The 19,233-nt window shown below is 53.8% G+C and carries 18 protein-coding genes and 2 pseudogenes; 8 read left to right on the top strand and 12 right to left on the bottom strand.

The features are described from left to right. Positions 1-13: 13 nt before the first annotated feature. Together ACA072_RS09045 and ACA072_RS09040 are read right to left on the bottom strand one after the other, a co-directional pair. A pseudogene (locus ACA072_RS09045) lies at positions 14-979 on the bottom strand (GlxA family transcriptional regulator); the annotation flags it as partial. Between the two features lie 82 nt (positions 980-1,061). Beyond that, on the bottom strand, positions 1,062-1,313 hold the full coding sequence (locus tag ACA072_RS09040) for a DUF6555 family protein (RefSeq protein ID WP_497624032.1): 252 nt from the start codon (positions 1,311-1,313) through the stop codon (positions 1,062-1,064). A gap of 71 nt (positions 1,314-1,384) precedes the next feature. Between ACA072_RS09040 and ACA072_RS09035 the strand changes: the two genes are divergently transcribed. Next, complete coding sequence (locus tag ACA072_RS09035) at positions 1,385-2,515, top strand: ATP-binding protein (RefSeq protein ID WP_497624031.1); 1,131 nt, start codon at positions 1,385-1,387, stop codon at positions 2,513-2,515. Between the two features lie 249 nt (positions 2,516-2,764). Here ACA072_RS09035 and ACA072_RS09030 read toward each other — a convergent pair whose 3' ends face one another. The 6 genes from ACA072_RS09030 to ACA072_RS09005 form a co-directional block, all read right to left on the bottom strand. Next, positions 2,765-3,331, bottom strand: coding sequence for an MltR family transcriptional regulator (locus ACA072_RS09030; protein ID WP_497624030.1), 567 nt, complete (start codon positions 3,329-3,331; stop codon positions 2,765-2,767). Between the two features lie 500 nt (positions 3,332-3,831). Further along, positions 3,832-5,547, bottom strand: coding sequence for a hypothetical protein (locus tag ACA072_RS09025; RefSeq protein WP_497624029.1), 1,716 nt, complete (start codon positions 5,545-5,547; stop codon positions 3,832-3,834). A 446-nt stretch (positions 5,548-5,993) separates the two neighbouring features. After that, positions 5,994-6,554: a PqiC family protein gene (locus ACA072_RS09020; protein ID WP_497624028.1), complete on the bottom strand. Its 561-nt coding sequence runs from the start codon at positions 6,552-6,554 to the stop codon at positions 5,994-5,996. Positions 6,555-6,572: 18 nt separating this feature from the next. Beyond that, positions 6,573-8,228, bottom strand: coding sequence for a PqiB family protein (locus ACA072_RS09015; protein WP_497624027.1), 1,656 nt, complete (start codon positions 8,226-8,228; stop codon positions 6,573-6,575). Continuing rightward, complete coding sequence (locus ACA072_RS09010) at positions 8,209-8,853, bottom strand: paraquat-inducible protein A (RefSeq protein ID WP_497624026.1); 645 nt, start codon at positions 8,851-8,853, stop codon at positions 8,209-8,211. Before ACA072_RS09010 ends, ACA072_RS09015 begins: the two co-directional genes overlap by 20 nt. After that, complete coding sequence (locus ACA072_RS09005) at positions 8,850-9,446, bottom strand: paraquat-inducible protein A (protein ID WP_497624025.1); 597 nt, start codon at positions 9,444-9,446, stop codon at positions 8,850-8,852. The genes ACA072_RS09010 and ACA072_RS09005 overlap by 4 nt, the downstream gene beginning before the upstream one ends. Before the next feature lie 256 nt (positions 9,447-9,702). Between ACA072_RS09005 and ACA072_RS09000 the strand changes: the two genes are divergently transcribed. Next, a complete protein-coding gene (locus ACA072_RS09000; protein WP_497624024.1) occupies positions 9,703-10,374 on the top strand; it encodes a DUF3313 domain-containing protein in 672 nt (223 codons plus the stop codon). Positions 10,375-10,522: 148 nt separating this feature from the next. Here ACA072_RS09000 and ACA072_RS08995 read toward each other — a convergent pair whose 3' ends face one another. Continuing rightward, entirely contained in the window at positions 10,523-11,047 is a 525-nt protein-coding gene (locus tag ACA072_RS08995) for a transporter suffix domain-containing protein (RefSeq protein ID WP_497624023.1), read from the bottom strand. A gap of 206 nt (positions 11,048-11,253) precedes the next feature. Here ACA072_RS08995 and ACA072_RS08990 point away from each other — a divergent pair, with 206 nt between their 5' ends. Genes ACA072_RS08990 through ACA072_RS08980 form a run of 3 tightly spaced genes read left to right on the top strand, consistent with a single transcriptional unit; the run spans position 11,254 to position 14,964 of the window. Next, entirely contained in the window at positions 11,254-12,789 is a 1,536-nt protein-coding gene (locus ACA072_RS08990; RefSeq protein ID WP_497624960.1) for an efflux transporter outer membrane subunit, read from the top strand. Beyond that, positions 12,786-13,925, top strand: a complete 1,140-nt coding sequence (locus ACA072_RS08985; RefSeq protein ID WP_497624022.1) for an HlyD family secretion protein — start codon at positions 12,786-12,788, stop codon at positions 13,923-13,925. The genes ACA072_RS08990 and ACA072_RS08985 overlap by 4 nt, the downstream gene beginning before the upstream one ends. Beyond that, the gene (locus ACA072_RS08980; protein WP_497624021.1) at positions 13,915-14,964 is read left to right on the top strand and encodes a DUF2955 domain-containing protein; all 1,050 of its coding nucleotides are present in this window, start codon (positions 13,915-13,917) and stop codon (positions 14,962-14,964) included. The genes ACA072_RS08985 and ACA072_RS08980 overlap by 11 nt, the downstream gene beginning before the upstream one ends. On the opposite strand, the gene ACA072_RS08975 is transcribed toward ACA072_RS08980, so the two are convergent. Further along, positions 14,954-15,628, bottom strand: a complete 675-nt coding sequence (locus ACA072_RS08975) for a DUF3313 domain-containing protein (protein WP_497624020.1) — start codon at positions 15,626-15,628, stop codon at positions 14,954-14,956. The genes ACA072_RS08980 and ACA072_RS08975 overlap by 11 nt on opposite strands. 402 nt (positions 15,629-16,030) lie before the next feature. Here ACA072_RS08975 and ACA072_RS08970 point away from each other — a divergent pair, with 402 nt between their 5' ends. Further along, positions 16,031-16,360 carry a hypothetical protein gene (locus ACA072_RS08970; protein ID WP_497624019.1) on the top strand — a complete coding sequence of 110 codons (330 nt, stop codon included), beginning with the start codon at positions 16,031-16,033 and terminating at the stop codon, positions 16,358-16,360. Positions 16,361-16,852: 492 nt separating this feature from the next. Here ACA072_RS08970 and ACA072_RS08965 read toward each other — a convergent pair whose 3' ends face one another. Both ACA072_RS08965 and ACA072_RS08960 read right to left on the bottom strand, forming a co-directional pair. Beyond that, positions 16,853-17,137: an ATP-dependent nuclease gene (locus ACA072_RS08965; RefSeq protein WP_497624018.1), complete on the bottom strand. Its 285-nt coding sequence runs from the start codon at positions 17,135-17,137 to the stop codon at positions 16,853-16,855. Between the two features lie 687 nt (positions 17,138-17,824). Next, positions 17,825-18,052, bottom strand: a complete 228-nt coding sequence (locus ACA072_RS08960; RefSeq protein ID WP_497624017.1) for an AbrB/MazE/SpoVT family DNA-binding domain-containing protein — start codon at positions 18,050-18,052, stop codon at positions 17,825-17,827. A 247-nt stretch (positions 18,053-18,299) separates the two neighbouring features. Between ACA072_RS08960 and ACA072_RS08955 the strand changes: the two are divergent. Both ACA072_RS08955 and ACA072_RS08950 read left to right on the top strand, forming a co-directional pair. Continuing rightward, positions 18,300-18,557 (top strand): annotated as a pseudogene (locus ACA072_RS08955) (transposase); the annotation flags it as partial. A gap of 196 nt (positions 18,558-18,753) precedes the next feature. Beyond that, positions 18,754-19,071: a hypothetical protein gene (locus ACA072_RS08950; protein WP_497624016.1), complete on the top strand. Its 318-nt coding sequence runs from the start codon at positions 18,754-18,756 to the stop codon at positions 19,069-19,071. Positions 19,072-19,233: the final 162 nt, after the last annotated feature.

Raw genomic sequence — 19,233 nt, 5'->3', positions numbered from 1 at the left:
CTAAGAGGCATAATTAAAACTTTAGCTGGGAAGGGGTGGATGGCTCGGCAATGTGCTCACTGCCGCCCGCCTTCGGGCCTGGCCTCATTTCACGGAAAAACATTCGCCGATACTCAGAAGGCGATGTGCCGAGGTGAACGCCGAACTGTTGTCTCAACGACAAAGGCGTTCCGAAACCCGCCTCACCGGCGACACACTCGATAGGTAGGTCGGTCGTTTCGAGCAGCTGTTGTGCTCTGGCGACTCTCTCAGCATTCAACCATTTAGAGACGGTACTGCCAGTGGCCTCCCTAAAGCGACGAGTAAACGTGCGCCTACTCATTTTCGCCATGTCTGCCAGGACGTCGAGCGATAGATCACTGGCTAGGTTCATTCGGGCCCACGCCAGTACTTCAGACAAATGAGTCTCACTAGATAGTTGCGGCACAGGATGTTCTACGTATTGAGCCTGGCCTCCTTGCCTATGCGGCGGCGTCACCAGCATCTTCGCGGTGCGATTCGCCACATCAGCACCGAGCCGCTGGCGTATCAGATGCAGGCAACAATCGATTGCCGCCACGGTTCCCGCAGAGGTCATGATATTGCCATCAATGACATAGAGCACCTCGGGCCTGAAACGAACTTCAGGGAAGCGACGCGCAAACTCGTCTCTGACTGCCCAGTGAGTGGTTGCTTCTTTGCCATCAAGCAGCCCGGCATCTCCGAGCACGAATGCTCCCAAACATAACCCGACTATGAGCTTTCCTTGGACATTAGCGAGCTGTAAGGCTTTCACAAGCTGTGCAGATGCAGCGACCGATTGATCGCCCCACGCTGGAATGACAATTACATCAGATGCCTCCATCAGTTCCAGGCCATGAGTGACCTCCAAGCCGATGCCTTGGTCGCTACTCACCATACCCGGCGACTCTGCGCAGTAGCTGACCTCGTATTGAGGTTCACCAGGTGCGGATTGAACTGTCCCCAGCACCACTCCCGGCCAAAAGCAGTCATTAAGAGAGGCTCATGCGAGCAAACGCTGGATAGCGCAACCGACTCTGCAATATCGCCGTCGATCATCATTACACCACCTCCGTCCAGCCTACTGAGATAGACTCTCGCCACTCCATATCGGTAATGGCGTGTCTCTGTGCCAAAGGCCTGGAAAACTTCGTGAGTGGTGGCTTGCCTGGCTGTGGGAGCGGAGCCACACCCGCATCACAGCTCGCCCAATGCCATGCGTCTGAATTGTTCATTTCCGCGTTCCGAAGGATGAATGATTTTGACTTTCCGAAAAAGTTGTAGTGAATGATGAAAAGATTTAAACGGCTCACTGAGAGTTTCCTATGCTCATTGCCTAACGAGTTCCGTTAAAGAAAAAGACTCTGATTACTGTGAGCACACCATGCGCCTTGCCGACTTCATCCTTGCAAATATGGAACCCATCCTTCAGCAGTGGGAGGACTTCGCCAGAACGTTAACTCCCGCCGCTGACGGGATGGATTCGCCCGCCCTGCGAGATCATGCGGAACAAATGTTGCGGATCATCGCTGCCGACCTTCAAACTCCGCAGAGCCATGAAGCAAGGATCGCGAAATCTCACGGAGGTGCCCCTCCCACTTTTGGGGTCAGCTCATCAGAAACGCACGCGGACCTTCGTCATTCTTCGGGCTTCACCATCGGGCAAATGATTGCCGAATACAGAGCATTGCGTACCAGCGTGCTTGCGTTGTGGTTGCCGCCTGATCATGTGTCCGAGGCTGAAGAAATTCATGATGTCATTCGGTTCAATGAAGCAGTTGATCAAGCGCTCGCTGAGTCGGTGGTGACATACACCAATGCCGTCAATACAGCGCGCAACGTATTTCTTGGCGTTCTCGGCCACGATTTGAGAAGTCCGCTCGGTGCCATATTACTCAGTTCTGAAGTCCTTTTAGGCGCTGGGAATCTACCGCCCAAATCAACCAAGAACGTGTCGCGTATTTTCACGAGTGTGAAGCGCTCCATAAAGATCGTAGGTGACCTTTTGGATTTCACACGCACTCAGTTGGGATCGGGAATTCCAGTGCGCATCGAACCAGATGATCTAGCACTGACGTGTAAGGGGATGGTGGACGAAGCAAGCGCCTACCACCCGGATCGACAGATAGACTTTCAGTCGAAATACACCGTGCCATGGCGGTTTGATAAACCCAGGATGGAGCAGGTAATCGCTAATCTCATTGAAAACGCGATCCAGCACGGAGAGACCGGCACCCCTGTTACCGTCACTCTAAAAGCCAGCAATGAGTATGCCCAACTGTCGGTCCACAATGCCGGACTTCCAATCCAAGACAGCGCAAGAGCGAGCCTTTTTAATCCGATGACTCGTCATCTAAACAGCGGCGACGTCGAGTACGGCGCTGAAGCGGGGCTCGGGCTAGGACTTTACATCGCATCCGCAATCGTAAGTGCCCATCAGGGAGATATAGAAGTCGACTCAGGAGCTGATAGGGGTACCACTTTTACGGTTCGCATTCCTATGGGGCGCTCATAATCTGCACAGGCGGCAGCTCTGCGAGGAGTGACCGCGATGGGTCGATAGCAGCCGGTTGCGACCGGCCGCTATCACCTACTGTTGTAACTAGCCAATGGAGGGTGGCAGTTTCCGCCCCACACATTTTCCTGCTGGCTGCGACACTCAGGACTCTACTCTCGTATATTTCCTAAGCAGAAAGTTTTTAGCCCGCTCAAGTGGGCGCAGCGTGTGGCCAATCAATGTTAACTGCTTTTTCTCACAGAGTATTCAATCATCAAAAGTGTAGGTCGCGTGGTCGATATCCATCTTCGCAAAAGCGTCAATCAGATGTGCATCTGTGACCCTCCATGCTTTTGGCGATCTACGCTCTTTTTGAACACACGTAGCCCTGTAATACAAGCGAAGTACAATGCATACAACAGAATTCATAAATTTGAATCGAGGACCATCAGTTGGAATATCTAGGTCTTGTGGAATCTCAGCTTGCAAGCTTGTGCAGTAGTCTTTAATTTTCTTTGTTTCAAAAGACAAGCCATGCTTGGCGTGTGCGAACTCATTTCTAATTTTTCTAATCACTCCAATCTCTTGGTACTCAAATTCGTCAATGAGACCCAAAGCATAGCAAGCGTCTATTTTTGAGGAGAATGTACCTAGTGGAGCGTTACCTTCAGACAATAATTTTTTTGATGATTTCCCCTCAATAAAAAATGCATCGAGGGCCTCGAAAAGTTTTTCGTCAATAAGAGCTGCACCGACCAATGGAAGCCCGCGATCGGTTTCGCTCTTAAGTTCCTCAACGAACCTGGCTAGATCTACCGCATGATCAAATTGCACGCACATTGTCCCGTAGATTAGTAACCGTTAAGAATCATGATATTTCGCGTCTCGTATGGATATTAAGCTTATGAATTTCTTGTCGCCTTGTACACTTTCCGCCATACAGGCGTGATGTGACTTATGAAGAGTTGCTTAAATTAAAGCTTTGCTGAATGATGGTTGGTCCTGACACCATCGAGAGTCAATTGCAGTGTCTGTGAAGCTACTAAGCTACCGGCATTTTGTCTACCCCGTGGATAGTTACCATGGGTCGATTTCTGCCCTTCGTGACGGGCAGAATCGGCCAATTGCTGCCCGTCGCAGCAGGCAGTAATCCGCCAATAGCTGTCTCTCATCTGGCTGCAATGGACAAGCGAAGACTGCACCTTCTGACTCAGTGTCGATGAAATTAGACGCCAGAACCTGCGCTATAACGCAGCGATCCGGCTCAAACATCGCGTGCAAAGCCGGAGCGATTCAGTTTGTGAACTGTGCGTCTGGTAGTTCTCTTCTTGGGTTTAGTCCGCACCATCGCCAGAAGTCGAGCTAGGTAATAAAACATCCGCGCCATGGATTGGCGTGTCGGGAGCAATTGCTGCTTCTAACTGTACCAGTGGTTGATTCCCTGGATGACTTTCCACTGCGAGCGCGACCATCTTTCGACATTGATCCATGTTTCCTACCAGACGGAAGCGCTCCGCCAGATCTAGTGACACTGCAGCCTCAAACAACCTTGGAAAACGCAGCCCACTAGGCTTTCCACGTCGCTTGAAATAGCTTTCCAGCACCTGCAGATGAATCTCTAAAGGCCAATTGGCCACCTTGGCGAAGATGGTGTTTACGATAAGCGCTTCCGCCGAAGGCTGTGAGAGCTCTTGTTGAATAAGCCTGTCAATCGTTTCAGATACTGGCGCCCGACTTCCCTCTGGCACAACTCCATTGAAAAGTGCATATAGAGCAAGGTACGGCAACCGGAGATTCTTCTTGGCGCTTGGCAGGAGTTCTGCCACAGGGATCAGAACTGGCCGCAGATCAGTTAGAGATGCCCCTTCTTCTCTCAATGCACACGGCACAAATTGCTCTAGAAACCCTTCAAGTTTCCGTCGACCGGCGCTGATCACATCTCCTTCAGCGTTCGCAATCCAGTACTGTGGCGCCATCTGCAACTGGATTACTCCAGTTCGCTCCAAGACATAGTCATGTTTCTCGCGCTCCAACGAAGGTTGGCTTTTGACGAATTCAATGATCACATTGCGCATCAAACGAGATAGTCCTTGAAGGGTCAAAAACGTTACCCGTTCGTGCAATGCGGTCTCACTATAGCCATGACCAAGGACTACAACGTCCGGAAGCCGCTTGAGTTGGTGCACATACTTGGATCGTGATTGATAGGCCATTGCCAAGACCTCAGTGAGGTCTGAGCGCGCGAGAGACAGATTCATTTCGAGTGAAGATTCACGAAAGTAACTGGACGGCGTGTGCGATATAGCGAACTCGCGAAACCGGCGCGCTAGAGCCGTATGCTCCACCTTCAGCAGCGCTTCTCTGACCCGCTTCGCGAGCTTTTCCTCTGCACCGGACAACGCCTCATCAACTGCAAGCCGCTTACGCTCGTCATAGGACTCCCAGTCACTTTCATGTCCATCGAAGTCCTGGGCTAGCGATTCAACTGACGCGACTAAAAGGGTGTACGCCAGCTCCAAGTCATCGGCAATACGGTGCATACCGTTGATGTAAGTCCGGATCGCCCGCATGACGCAAAGAAATGTATTGCGAGGCAATCCAATCAGTTGAGTAGTGAACTCCTGCAGGAATGCCACTTCTTCAGGCTTGCACCAGAGGTCGGCATCGAAGAAACGACGGACAAATTCTCTCGGAGCCGCACGTGTAGATAACCCTTTTTCGCCACTCGTCAGGCGTCGTGCCAGATCAATGTCCGGTGTGCATACGCAATTCAAAGCAAATGAGGCCACAACGGCAAAATCATTTAAATACGGTTCGACACCTGAGGATACGAGTACGCCTGGTGCGCTCTCTTCGGCCTCCATTTGCTCCAGCAGTTCATAGACCAGTACACGCGGATGCGAATAGCTAGTCGAGGGCAGTAATTTACCCGCACCCGTTTCTACTACGTCTTTTCTGCCAAGGGTGGCATTGGTGTACAGGGTTCCGCGCAGCAGGTTCTCCCAACCAACTGGGCGGCTAAACAGCTTTCCGGTGGCAATCTGAAGCATACGATTTCCTTTTCTTACTGCTGGCGGTTCAGTGATTATGTAGGCACCGATCATGCAGGCATTCCCAACATGCTCGCAAACTCCACATTCCCTCAGAATGTTGAGTTAAACGGTTTTTCAATAGCTGTATTTCCCTGAATTACCGCTGCTAAGGGTGGAATGCAGCCCTTAGTGATAGGCAGAAATCGGCCAAAAGCAGTCATCGGGTGTCTAGGAAAGACCTCGGAGACTCGCTTGATTTTCGGTCATGAAGAAGTGCTGCTCACCGGTTGCTAACAGGTTAGAAAGTCTTTCGTGTAGTGACGTTACTTTGCATATCCACCGCTACCAGTCGTGATTGCTGCCCTATATAGCCATTGAACACAGCAACGGACGGGGCGATAACACTTGAATCTGACCGCCCGTTTGAATCATTCGTCGGTTATTAGCTGACCTTAAAACATTTTTTACTGCACGACGGGGCAGTCACCAAAAGTCCTACCGGAAGCCTCACTGATTATGGCGGCCAGGCGTTTTACATTGTCTTGATGAGCTATCACCAAGTCATCGATAGTGGGGCCGGATGGCGAGCGAAGGGTCGTTCGGCAAGTCACCAACGAGTTAACGGCTTCGCCTGTTGTGCGCAGTCGCCATTTCACGTCGAGCAAGGTGTACTGGTCGGGAATCGAGTCAAAACGCTGCACGTCCAGGCGCACCGACAGTTTGCGCTGGGGCGTGTTGTTGGTCATTTGATCGACCAGCGCACTGCGCAACTCATCCACCAGGCTCGCGGCCCACCATTGGGTTTCCAGAATGGCCAGGCCGCTGTTGCCCTGGCGGATGACAATCTGCGGACGATCGACCTGAGGCGGTACGCTGAGGCCCTCGATGTGAATATCCGCAGCGCTGGACCTTGAATTGCCGCTCGGTTGGGCCGGCATCAGGGTGTGAAATTGAATCGGATCACTGCGGCAAGCGGCGAGTAGTAACAGCGCGGCAACCAAGGTGGTCTTCAGCGGAAAAGCCATGGGGTGGTGCTCCTGTGGTCAGTTGCGCGGTGGCGCCATCAAATCTATTGGCGCGGCAGTGTCGGGACGACCACGAAGCAGCGACTCCGGATGCCGGCCCAGGTAATCTGAGAGTTCACGCAAGGAGCGCGACATGCGCCCGAGTTCATCCAGGGTCTGGGTCAACTGTTCCCGTTGCGGCGAGTCTTCAGCGAGGGTCGAACTGGCCGATTGCAAAGTCTTGCTGACGTCCGTCAGGGTGGTCTGCACGCCGGGCAGGGTCTTGGCATTGAATTGTGTCAGGCCTTTGCGCAGTTCGACGAGGTTGCTGTCGAGGTTGCCGGCAATGCGTTCGATTGGCAGCTGGTTGATCTTGTTGACCATGCCCTCCAGTTTTTCCTGCAACTGCTCGAGGCTGCCAGGAATGGTCGGAATAGTGACGGGACGGGCAGTTGGATCAAAAGCGACTTTCTCTGCTTTGGGGTAGAAGTCGAGCGCGATGTAAAGCTGACCGGTCAACAGATTGCCGCTACGGGCCTGGGCTCGCAGGCCGTTTTCGATGAAGGTGCCCATCAGCCTTATGCCAGCGGTTTCGTCATTGGGATCATGCTTCAACACCTTAAGCATTTTGCTGTGGGCCTGGCCGAGGCGTTGTGGGTAGATCACGATGCCGACATTGACCGGAAAGCTGCGTTTTTTCGCGTCGAAATCCAGATTGACCGACACGACTTTGCCAATTTCCACGCCGAGGAATTCCACCGGTGCATCGATCTTGAGCCCGCGCAAGGCCTGATCGAAACGCAGGCTCAAGTACTGCCCCTTACCGTTGGGCGGGGCGAGCGCGGTTTGCTGATCTTCGAACAGGTCGAAGGCTTTATCTTCGCTGGCCAACAGATCATTGGGACTGTATTCCGGCGCGCGAAATGCGATGCCACCCACCAGCAACGAAGACAGGGATTCGGTCTTCACCGCAAAACCATTGGCACCGACACTTACATCGATACCACTGGCGTTCCAGAACCGGGTGTTTTCAGTGACGTAGGCGTCGTTGGGCGAATGCACGAAAATTTCGATGTTCACCCCTTTGCCCTCGGCATCCAAGGCATAGGCCACCACTTGGCCGACTGGAATCTTGCGGTAGTAAACCGGAGAACCGATGTCCAGCGAGCCCAAGTCTTGGGTGCGCAGGGTGAAGCGCTTGCCCGGCTCGCCATAGGTAATGGGCGGCGGGTTTTCCAGGCCTGTGAAGTGCTTGGAGCGGGCATCAGCCTGACCGATGTCGGCGCCAATGTAATCCCCGGACAGCAGGGTATCGATGCCCGAGACGCCGCCGGCACCAATGCGTGGCCGCACGACCCAGAATTGTGAATCTTCACGGGTGAAGCTTTCAGCCTGTTTGTCGAGTTTGATCGTGGCGTTAACGCTTTTTTGATCGTCGCTCAGCTTTACTTCCGAGACATGGCCGATGACCACATTGCGGTATTTGACTTCGGTCTTGCTGGCGGTCAGACCACTGCCGGTCTTGAACGTAATGGTAATGCTCGGCCCTTCCTGCATGAGGCTGTGCACCACCAGGGAAATCCCCACCAACACCGCGATAATTGGCACGATCCACACCAGCGAAACGCTGAAACGGCGGGTCTTGATTGGGGCTTGCCCGGGGACTTGCGGCCTGTCAGTGACTTGCAGCGTCATTCGTTTGCTCCTTTTTTTGTGGGTTATCCCAGATCAGACGCGGGTCGAAACTCATGGCAGACAGCATGGTAAATATCACCACCAGACCAAAAAACAGAATGCCTGCGCGCGGTTCGATATCGCCCAGGGCCTGGAATTTCACTAGCGCTGCGACCAGCGCGACAACAATCACGTCGAGCATCGACCAGTAACCGATCAGCTCGACGAACCGGTAAAGCTTCGAACGTTCCTTGCGCGCCCATTGGCTGCCGCGTTGCACGGTCACCAGCAGCATCGTCAGGGCGACGAACTTGATGCCTGGCACTGCGATGCTGGCGATGAAGATAATGAGGGCGATGTCCCAGGCGCCGTGCTGCCAGAACTCCAGCACACCGCTCATGATGGTGCTGTCGGACCCGGAGCCGAGCATGGTGGTATTCATCACCGGCAACAGATTGGCCGGGATATAAAACACCAGTGAGGCCAAAAGGTAGGCCCAGGTCCGTGTCAGCGAGTTGGCTTTGCGCTGGTGCAATGGCGCGTCACAGCGTTCGCATTCGTGAGCGTTGTCCGTTATGTCGCAGGCCATGCCGCAGCTATGGCACAGGCACAGGTCGAGTTCGCTGGCGATCGGTGCTGTCTTCATGAAATGTCCCACAGCTCGCGGATATCGCGCCCGGCGATGCGGATCATCATCAAGCTGAGCACAGCCAGGGCAAACAGGCCGATGCCGGGCAGTACATCGAGTAAACCGGCGAGTTTGAACACCGCCACCATGGACCCCAGCAGACAGACTTCCAGCATGCTCCAGGGCCTGAGGCTCTCCAGCCAGCGCATGCACCATTTGAAGGCTGGCGAACGTCGCTTCATGAGGGCGAAACTCAAGACCCACACTAATAACATCAGCTGAAAAATGGGCGCGATGATCATGGCAATCGCGGCCACCAGCGCGATGAAGGTGATGGGGCCCACGCTGAGTGCCAGCACCGAATCCCATAACGTGGCACTACTATTCAAACCTTGCAGACTGATGCTCATGACCGGATAGAAGTTGGCGAAAATCCACAGCACTGCCGCGGTAAAAGTTAACGCCAGGCGCTGTTCCACCGACAGACCGTTAAAGCGCTGAAGGACGCCATCGCAACGTGAACAATAAGAGGTCTGATAGTTGACGAGCGTAACTTTTTCATACACGCAGTCGCAGTGCTCACAGATGACCAATTGGTCACGATTTGCCATGGATCTTACTCGTCAAGAAGTCGAAGAATACCGAAGGTGAGCCAATATAGAGATGTTGAGGAAATGAGCAAATTTTATCGAAGAAAATGACTAAACCTGTGAGCCGATTCAACACAGGTACCAGAAATTTTAGTATACACCTTGGCGCTCTAGTGCCTGATCATTAAAAATCGGGAGTGAGAAATACCTGCTTGCTTTTCATTTTTCAGGTTGACTGAGCGGCCATTGCCTCGCGACAGTCAAGGAGATTCAAAGAATGAGATTCGCGTTTTTGTTGAGTTCGCTCTGTGTTGTTTCCCTAACGATGACGGGGTGCGCGAGCAAGTTGAGTGAGCCTGATGAGTATTCCGGTTTTCTGAAGGACTACAGTCGACTAACCGAAGCTCAATCTGCATCCGGTGTGCCGGTTATGCGTTGGATTGATCCCAAGCTCGACCTGAATCGTTTCACCAGCTTTTATGTTGAGCCAAGCCAACTTTACCCTAAGCCGAAAGCGACCGAAAAGATACCGCAAAGCACTTTGCAGGGCATCACTTCTTATTATGATCAGGCACTCAAGCGTGAACTAGGGAAGTCGTTACCTGTGACGACATCGCCGGGTCCGAAAACGCTTATAGTTCGACCTGCCATTACTGCACTTAGTAGCAAAACGCAAGGATTACAATTTTACGAAGTGCTTCCGATTACCTTGGTAGCAGCTGCCGTCAGCACAGCCTCTGGCATCCGCGATCAAGAAACCAATATTGCGACTGAGGCTGTATTCCTTGACGGGGCGTCGAATCAGATCGTTGCGCAGGTGGTGCGTAAGGGCACGGGGGCGCCACTGGAAAATTCCAGTCAAGTCATGAAAGCGACGGATATGAAAAAGGTGCTTGATGGCTGGGCGAGCGATTTGAACCAGACTTATGTAAAGCTCAAAGGAAATTGATCCAGTAAAAAGAGGGAGGCGAATTTTCCTTGAGTCAGCACGTTTTTTTGTGGACTGATTCCGCTTCTCGCGAAATCCAGGCAACTTTTACGAGTTGCCTGGCTTGGTAAGTGTCAAGCTGACCAGTACAGAAATTCCTATTGCCAAGTCAAATCGCTTCTGTATTGCTAACCCGGGCGGTTCGAATAAATAACGCGCGCATTTTTTCCCAGAAATTACCCCCTAGTACGAAGAAACTGCCAATCAACATGGCATCGCCAAGCGCTTGAAGTTGCCAAAGGTTGGGTCTAAGACCAGGCCAAATGGTATCGATGTAGGGTTCAAGAAATGCGGAAATCAACGGCAAACAGAACATGACGATACCCACTCGGTGACGAACAGGACCTACGTCAAAATCGGCTTTTGGTGCAAGGTTGGAGACGTAACCGAACGCACTGCGTTTCAGTTGTTGGAAACCTGACTTGCCCAGGATGGCGATGACTAGTATCAGCAGGATTTTGTTACTGATAAACAAGATGCCCGTGAATGCTGCGATCTTGGATCCTGGTACCCCGCTCGCTGCAAGAATGGGCACCATCAACCAGGAACCTGCCATTAAACAAATAATCGCAACACCCAATTTGAAACGCCAGCCGGCAGAGTGAGGAGTCGCCGTGATCGGTGTGGAATTCATTAATGTTTTACCTTATTTATCATTTTTAGCGGATTTTACAGTGCCGAAGAGTAGCAGCGGGCACTCTAAAAAGAGTGCCTGATTACGTTTTTTTAGTAGCGCAGATTGATAACTCCACGTGGTGATGGACATTACTACACGCCCCAAACGGGCGGCTATGCACCACTGAACTTTTTATGGAAAAACCAATGCTTTCACGTGCAGCCATGTTGATACGCCCAAGCCAATTTCTCTTGATGGGGGCTCTAGGCCTCAGCGGCTGCGTACAGCTTGGACCGGATTTCCAGGCACCTGGAGAAGCATGGGTCGAACACTGGAGCTCACCCGCCCTTGAGCAATCCAGCCAACGCAGCCTGAACCCGGATCTGCGTCAGTGGTGGCAAGTCTTCGCCGATCCGGTCCTCAATCATTTGATAGCCGAGTCGGATGCCCGCAACTCCAGCCTCAAAATCGCTGGCCTGCGCGTCATGGAAGCCCGTGCCCAACTCGGCATTGCTCAAAGTGGTCTTTACCCGCAACTGCAGCAAGCCAGTGTCGACAGCCTTTACTTTAACCGCAGGCAATCCGGCGGGACCAACCCGCAAGACAGCCACTTCTGGCAACACAGCGCGGGGTTCGACGTGGGTTGGGAACTGGACTTCTGGGGCCGCTTCAGTCGCGCCATCGAGTCGTCCGACGCCAGTTACTTCGCCGCTCAGGCCAACTATGAAGACGTACTCGTCCTGCTGCGCGCGCAAGTGGCCGATACCTATTTCTCACTGCGCACCACCGAAGCCCGTTTACGCGTCGCCCGGGAAAACGCCAAACAGCAAAAGCGCAATTTCGAGATCACCGAAAAGCTCTTCAACAGTGGCCAAACTGCCGAGCTCGACCTGCAACAAGCCAGAACCCAGTACCTGGGTACGTTGAGCACCATCCCCAATTTTGAAGATCAGCTCCAGCGCACTCGCAATGCGTTGGCGGTATTGGTTGGTCAGCCGCCCGGCGCACTGCCGCAACTGGTCGAGAACGTGGGACTGATCCCGCTGGTCGACCGTGCCGTTTTGCAAGATGTACCGGCCAACCTGCTGCTGCGTCGGCCCGACGTGCGCGCCGCCGAGCTGAATGTCGCCGCCCAGTCAGCGCTGATCGGCGTGGCCGAGAGCGATTTCTATCCATCGCTGACCTTGCTGGGCAGCATCGTCTGGTCCACCGACACGCTCAGTGGCACGCCTCGGAGTCTGGATTTGATCGGTGGCCCCAGTCTGCGCTGGAATCTGTTCGATCACGGCCAGATCAGCAACAACGTGCGCGTGCAGGATGCGCGGTTGCAGCAGCTGATCGAGGCTTACCGCGACAAGGTTCGCCAGGCGGCGCGCGAGGCGGACGATGCGGCCTATGGCTTGATCAAATCCCTGGAGCGCGAAGGCATCCTGCGTGAGGCCGAAGTGGCCGCCAAACGCTCGCTGGTGCTGGCCAGCGCGCAGTATCGCGAAGGTTATTCGGACTTCCAGCGGGTGCTGGATGCGCAGCGTGCCCTGCTCGAACAACAGGACAATTATCTGGTCGCCCGCAGCAATGCCGTCAGTAATGTCATTGCCTTGTACAAAGCCGTGGGCGGTGGCTGGTACAGCGCCCAGCCGAAAGTTGATCCGACCACCCGCCAGCAAATGGAAAAACGTACTGACTGGGGCGATCTGCTGGAAGAGCCCAGCACTGCACAGCCTGCCATTCCAATGTCTTACAAGGTAAAAGACCAATGAGTGAAACCGCCAAGCCCGCGTCCGAGCCCCCAGTCGCCCAGGCACCAGCGCCGGCTGCCGACCCGGCGAAAAAAGGCATCAAGTGGGTGCTGTTAGTGATCCTCCTGAGCCTGGCCTGGTACCTGTTGGCGGATCGTTTCACCCCCTATACGCAACAGGCCCGGGTAGGTGCTTTTGTGATTCCGGTCGCCTCGGAAGTGGCAGGCCGCGTGATCCGGGTGAACGTGCGCAACAACCAGGACGTCAAGGCCGGCGAAATCCTTTTCGAGGTGGACCCTCAGCCGTACCAGATTGCCGTCGACCGAGCGCGCGCCGACCTTGAATCAACCCGCCGACAGATCGGTGCGAGCACCGCCGGGATCGCGTCGGCGCAGGCCAATCTGCGGGCGGCCCAGGCCAATGAACTCAAGACGCGCCAGGACAATCAGCGTCTTGAGGGTTTGTATCGCGAAGACCCCGGCACCATTTCCGTGCGCCTGCTCGAGGTGTCTCGCGCCAACCGCGAACAGGCGGTCAGCCAAGTGGCGGCTGCCCGCGCCGAAGTGCAGCGCGCGCGTGAGCAGGAAGGTGGCAGCGAGGAAGACAACGCCTTGCTGCGCAGTGCCGCCACGGCCTTGTCCAAAGCCGAACTGGATCTGTCCAATACTCAGATTCGCGCTCGCTCGGCCGGGCTGATTACGGATCTGCGTACCGACGCAGGGCAATTCGCCGCGGCCGGCAGCCCGGTCATGACCCTGATTGCCATTCATGATGTGTGGGTCAGCGCGGACATGACCGAGAACAACCTCGGTTTGGTGAGGCTCGACACGCCGGTTTCGATCGTTCTGGATGCTCTGCCGGGCGAGGTTTTCAAGGGGCGCGTGCGCAGCGTCGGTTACGGCGTCAGCGGGGGGCAGGCACCCGCGCCCGGCACCTTGCCCAGCGTGCAGAACAGCCGCGATTGGTTGCGTCCGGCCCAGCGTTTTCCGGTGATTATCGAGTTTTCGCCAGACTCATTGAACACGTTGCGTGACAGTCGGGGGATCCGTGCCGGTGGGCAGGCCGAAGTGATGGCCTTCCCCACCGAGGGCAATCCGCTGAACCCACTCGGCCACGTGTTTGTGGGGTTCATGAGCTGGCTGAGCTATGCCTATTAAGGGGCTGTCGACTCGGCGCACGCCGCGGGCTCAACGCGCACTGCGCCTGGCCACCGGCACGGCGTTGAGCCTCACCGCCAGTTTTGGCTTCGGCTTGCCGATTCCTTTTATGGCGCCGGTGCTTTGCCTGCTGTTGCTGGCCTCGGTCAATCGCCCGCTGCCGTTCAAGGCCGCACTGGTGCTCGCACTCGCCGCCATGTTGACCACCGGCATCGGCCTGCTATTGATCCCGGTCCTGCGTTATTACCCCGTCAGCGGCGTGCTATTGATCAGCGTCGGTCTGTTCCTGGCGTTCCGCTTTGGCCTGCGCGGCGGCAACACCTTGATCATGACCTTCCTGGTGATTGGCCTGACCATGATCTCCTCGGCCGGTATCGCCGAATTCGATCTGGCGGCAATGGTCATCGGCGCACTGGTCAAGGGCTTGCTGCTTGCCGTTGTCGTCGTGGCGTTCAGTCATGGGTTATTCCCGGATCCACCCAATGCCCCTTCGCCGCCGGCTGCCCCACCCCTGCCGGCAGAAGAAGTCAGTCGGGTTGCGCTGCGTGCAACCCTGATCGTGCTGCCGACCTTCCTGTTGGCGCTGATCGACCCGGCCGGTTATCTGCCGATCATCCTGAAAGCCGTCGGCCTGGGTCAGCAAAGCTCCACGACAAACGCCCGCATCGCCGGTCGCGAACTGCTCGGCTCGACGTTACTCGCAGGTCTGTTGGCGATCCTCTTCTGGAGCGCCCTCAGCCTGTTTGTGCATCTGTGGATGTTCTTTCTGTGGATGCTGCTGTTCGGCCTGGTGATGGCGCGCAAGCTGTATGCCCTGAGCCCGACGCGGTTTACCCCGGGATTTTGGCTCAATACCCTGATCACGCTGATCATCCTATTGGGTCAGTCGGTACAGGACAGCGCAGCAGGCAAGGACGTGTACACCGCGTTCGCCATCCGCATGGGCTTGTTCATCCTCGTGACGCTGTATGCCTGCCTGATGGTTCATTTACTCGATCAGCGGCGCGAGTCGCAGACTTTACTGACGACTAACGAATGAACGCACTCAGATCAGCGCCCAATCCATTGATGGCCTGGGTGAAGTCCTCAGTCCTGATCTGCGTTGAAGCGTTTTCCAGTTTTTTCCCAAATACCTTGCGCACGGCTCTTGCTACCGGCTCATTGGTGGCGGGGTCGAGCAAGACGGCCTCTACATACAACTCGGTGTTTTGATCGCGATGTCCGGTGACGGCACCGACGCCTCCCACAACTGCCGCTACAGGAATGATTTCATACCACTTCATGCCTTCGTTGGAGGCATTGACTCCGGTAATCGCAGCTTTCATGACCAGAGGATGCGCATTGGGAGGCAAGGGCTGCAAGGTATTGGATACCCGGTATCGCTTGGACAGTGCTGTGACGACAGCCTGGTTGGCAGTCTGCTGAAGTTGCACGAATGTCTGCATATTGACGCGATCGGTTGCCCTGGGCGCTGGAAACAATTCCAACCCGTCGAAGTCGACCGTATCAAATGCTGCCGGATTAAAAGTCGGGGAAACCCATCGAAGTGTTGGTGCGCCCGTGGCAGAAACCGATGGCTGCAAAACGTCATAACGATCCAGGTAACCTGAGTACTGGTCTACTTTAGTGACTTTGGAAGCGCAACCGCCGAGCAACATTGCGCTCAGTACGACACCAGAAAGCCAATAGCGTGATTTATCCATGATGAATCCTTTATTAATAAAGAGCATCGACCCGTTAAACAGGTGAACAAATGCCCATCCTTGGTAGGAGCGAAAAATTGACCGCGGTACAGCATAGTTAGTCAGGAAGGAAAGCAATAGATCCAACGTATCAGTATTGCGGTCTCGGTGTCTCCGGGCTGAATGGTTGGCTGTGTAAAAACGTTTATTTCCTTGGTCAGTTCGGCCACTAGCCTGTCCATCGACCGCTTTTAGCCGACATCTGCCCGCCATAATAGGCGGCAGATGGACAGACGCTGACGCTCGCCGGTATCTGCTGACCCTTCACCACTTGAGGTCTCACCCCAGCGACGCTTTACAACAGAGTCCGGCCATCCTGATAGAATCGTTCAGGTTATAGATAACACCCTTCTGAGAAATGGCATGAATACAGAGATGGAAGATGAGATGCGCCGGGCGCTATTCGGTGATTCCGGGCCCTCTGCGCCGGTAAATAACTCAGACGTGCAAGACACAGTCCCGGATGTTGTGATCGTGCAACCAGTGAAGGCAGCGAAGAAAAAGACAGTCTCAAAGGGTTTCACACCTAGGTTGAGAGTCACGCTCCGTGTGGGAAATGAATTTGAAGGCGAGATGCACGAGATGGTACATGAGGCCGATACGCTGAGCTCCCTAGTTGCAGAACAAGAAGCTACTAAGACGGCCAGAAAAAAATTTAGGTTTGTGGAAGTGGTCTCGGTCAAGTCGATGTAAGTGGGTACTCTCACTTAGCTCGCCCGCCTGGCATTAAACCGCATTCGGTTACCATTGGTTACCCAACAGGTTTATGTCGATTGAAGCCTCAAACATTAGGGGGCGGTAGTCGTACCCTGGACTGGATTTAACACCATCACTTCATCCAACTCTCAATGTTTAACTGGTCGCCAGCCCCAAGCCACATAACTGAGGGTGGCGACGGGCAGCAATCGGCCATTAGTTGCCTGTGAGGCCTGCCCATGAATGGCAAGAGCTGTCGTTGAGGAGCTATAAGTTTAGAGGCGATTCACTCACCTGTGGTGTATTGATCAGCCGAAAACTCCTTTCTGGAATTCTTAGAGCCACGCACCGGGCAACTTGCTCAAAGCTCGCAGCTTCAGCGACGTGGGTGGCTCATTTACGCTTCGAATTCATGGTGAAGTCCCGGTCAAGTAGTGCTTTACTCCAATGGATAGCCGATGAGTGCACGACCACCGTCGCGCGCGTTTCCTAAAAATAAATCCTTACCGGTAAAACGTGCCCAATATTATCAAACTCAAGACTGATAATTATCCAATGTCCCTTCCAACTGCCTTCTTTCCTAAAGAAATCATTCTCTTCAATGGTATAGGCCGAACGATAGATATTCGAATCTAATAGCAATCTAATTGCTCTAAATAGATTGCTTTTCCCTGATCCATTTTCGCCAATTATGGTGTTGACACCCTTATTAAATACGAATTTAGCGCTCTCAAAATTTCTATAATTAACAAGCGTGACCTTAGATAGGTGCATGTACGCATTCCTTTGTCATTTTTCAGCTTCCGAAACAGGCAAACTATTTTGTCAGACAATATCAGAACGCTATGACTTGTGTCTTTAGACACTGGGCCCCATCCAGCAGCGAGAAGCCAAAAATTCCGATTTCTGACCTCACTGTGACTGATAGATTTGCAGGAACAATTTCTCCCCTTCGTTCAAGCTAGTGCGAGCCAGCTAAACTAGGAATAATCCGTCTAATTTTTAACACGTCAGAGCGGCAATATTGATGGTTAAGGGGTGGCAGCTTTGCCAACTAAGCCTAACTAAGGCTCTGAAATACAAAGCATTTATTTGGCGGCTTGGCTGCTTTCGCCTCCCCTCGGCCCCACTAAGTGCAAGTCCCATATGGCCGGAAGCCCCCAAGAAGCCCGCATCGTGCGGGCTTTCTTGCTTCTACATATCCCGATATGGCCACTCGGCTTCGGTTACCTCGGTAGTGAGTGCCCGCAACGGGTTGGAAACGGCCTTGCGCGTAAGTCCGCTTCTGGCCGATTGCTGCTGGTCGCGGAGGGCTGCATCCGACCCATAGCCGGTCGGCAGCCGCAGAGTTCGACCAAATGCAGCCGCTCACAATCGATTTCTGCCTACGGCGTTGGGTAGCGACAAAATAATATTGATACCTGGAAATGCGATTTTACGGGAGAAAGTAGGAACTTCAGTTTACGGATGGTCTTGACGTATGGGTGTAAGGACGATTACCCCATCCACCACTTCGATGTTCAACTCGTCCCCGAGGCTTAAGCCCATTTTTGAAAGCAACTCGGACGGTAAGTCGATGACAAGGTCGCCACTTCCGTCCCCAGCGTCTTGGCATGTCGAAAACCAGCGTTCGTCTTCGCGCATATCTATAAGCCCCGAGCCATCGTTGTCCGAAGTAATAACACTCATGCTGCGTTCGAATCGTACTTTTGGCAACCGCCGGCATTACTGGGAAAACCGTCCAGCAAAGGCAAGTCTGGTCGCGTTCATTATCAACAGTAGCAAGATTTAGCCGATAGCTGCCTGTCGCCACCGTCCGCTTTGGGTCCAGGCTGTGTGAAAACACCCGCAATTGTCTAATCTTCTGATCGTCGAGATCATAGCGGGGGCGATCATGAAGCGATTTATTGAAGGTTAGGCTCGGACGCAAGTCACCTTGCTACCGGAGTGCCTGGACGATTACGTGACCCAAAAAAATCCAGTCCGTGTGGTCGACGTTTTCGTCGATGAACTCGACCTGGGCGAACTTGGTTTTGAGGGCGTAGATCCTGCCGCAACTGGTCGTTCGGCCTATCACCCAGCGGTGTTGCTGAAGATCTATATCTACGGCTATCTCAATCGGATTCAGTCCAGCCGCCGGCTTGAGCGTGAGGCCGAGCGCAATGTCGAGTTGATGTGGTTAACGGGGCGTTTGGCTATCTGGTGCAGCGAGAGCTTGTCGCGGAAATACATCCGCCGGATTTTTCCCAACATTTCCATGCTGATCACCCTGTGTTCTCCTGCTCGAAAAGTGAGCAGAAGCAGTTAAACACCTGGGTCAGTTTTCGGTCAGCGGCAACACAGACTGTATGCTTATGGTTATACGAGGAGCACTTTGGTGAGAGGTAGAAATGAAAACTACCGGTAAGGTCGAAGTCGAAGCCGTCATGGACGTGGTGTGTGACGTCTGCCAACTCTCCACCCGTGTGGCAACCGGTGGGCTTCAGTTTGCGATGCTGCAAGCGCATTGGGGATACGGCACCAAACATGACGGTGAGCGCTACGAGCTGCACTTGTGTGAAGACTGCTTCTTTCAAACAATTGATAATTTGAAACAGGAGCGACGTACTCAGTGTCTGCTCAGCGATGACGGACGTGCGGATACGGCTATGGCCGGGGACGATTTCGGCCTGATCACTAAAGATGTTTTTTTCGGTGACGGCCGATGAGTTGAAGCAGCGAATACTCTCGCTCCGATGAGAACCTTATGGCCGATCTGCCACAAGCCTTTCTTGTGTATCAAAAATCGTGAGCGAAAAGGCGTGACTGTTGACTTCCGCTTAGCTAGTCAACGCGTGGACACTATTTAGGAAAAATGCGATGCGCAGGAC

The sequence above is a fragment of the Pseudomonas sp. LBUM1656 genome, assembly GCF_059716065.1.
Note: the sequence above shows the minus strand (reverse complement) of the source record. Positions and strands in the feature narration are given on the sequence as shown.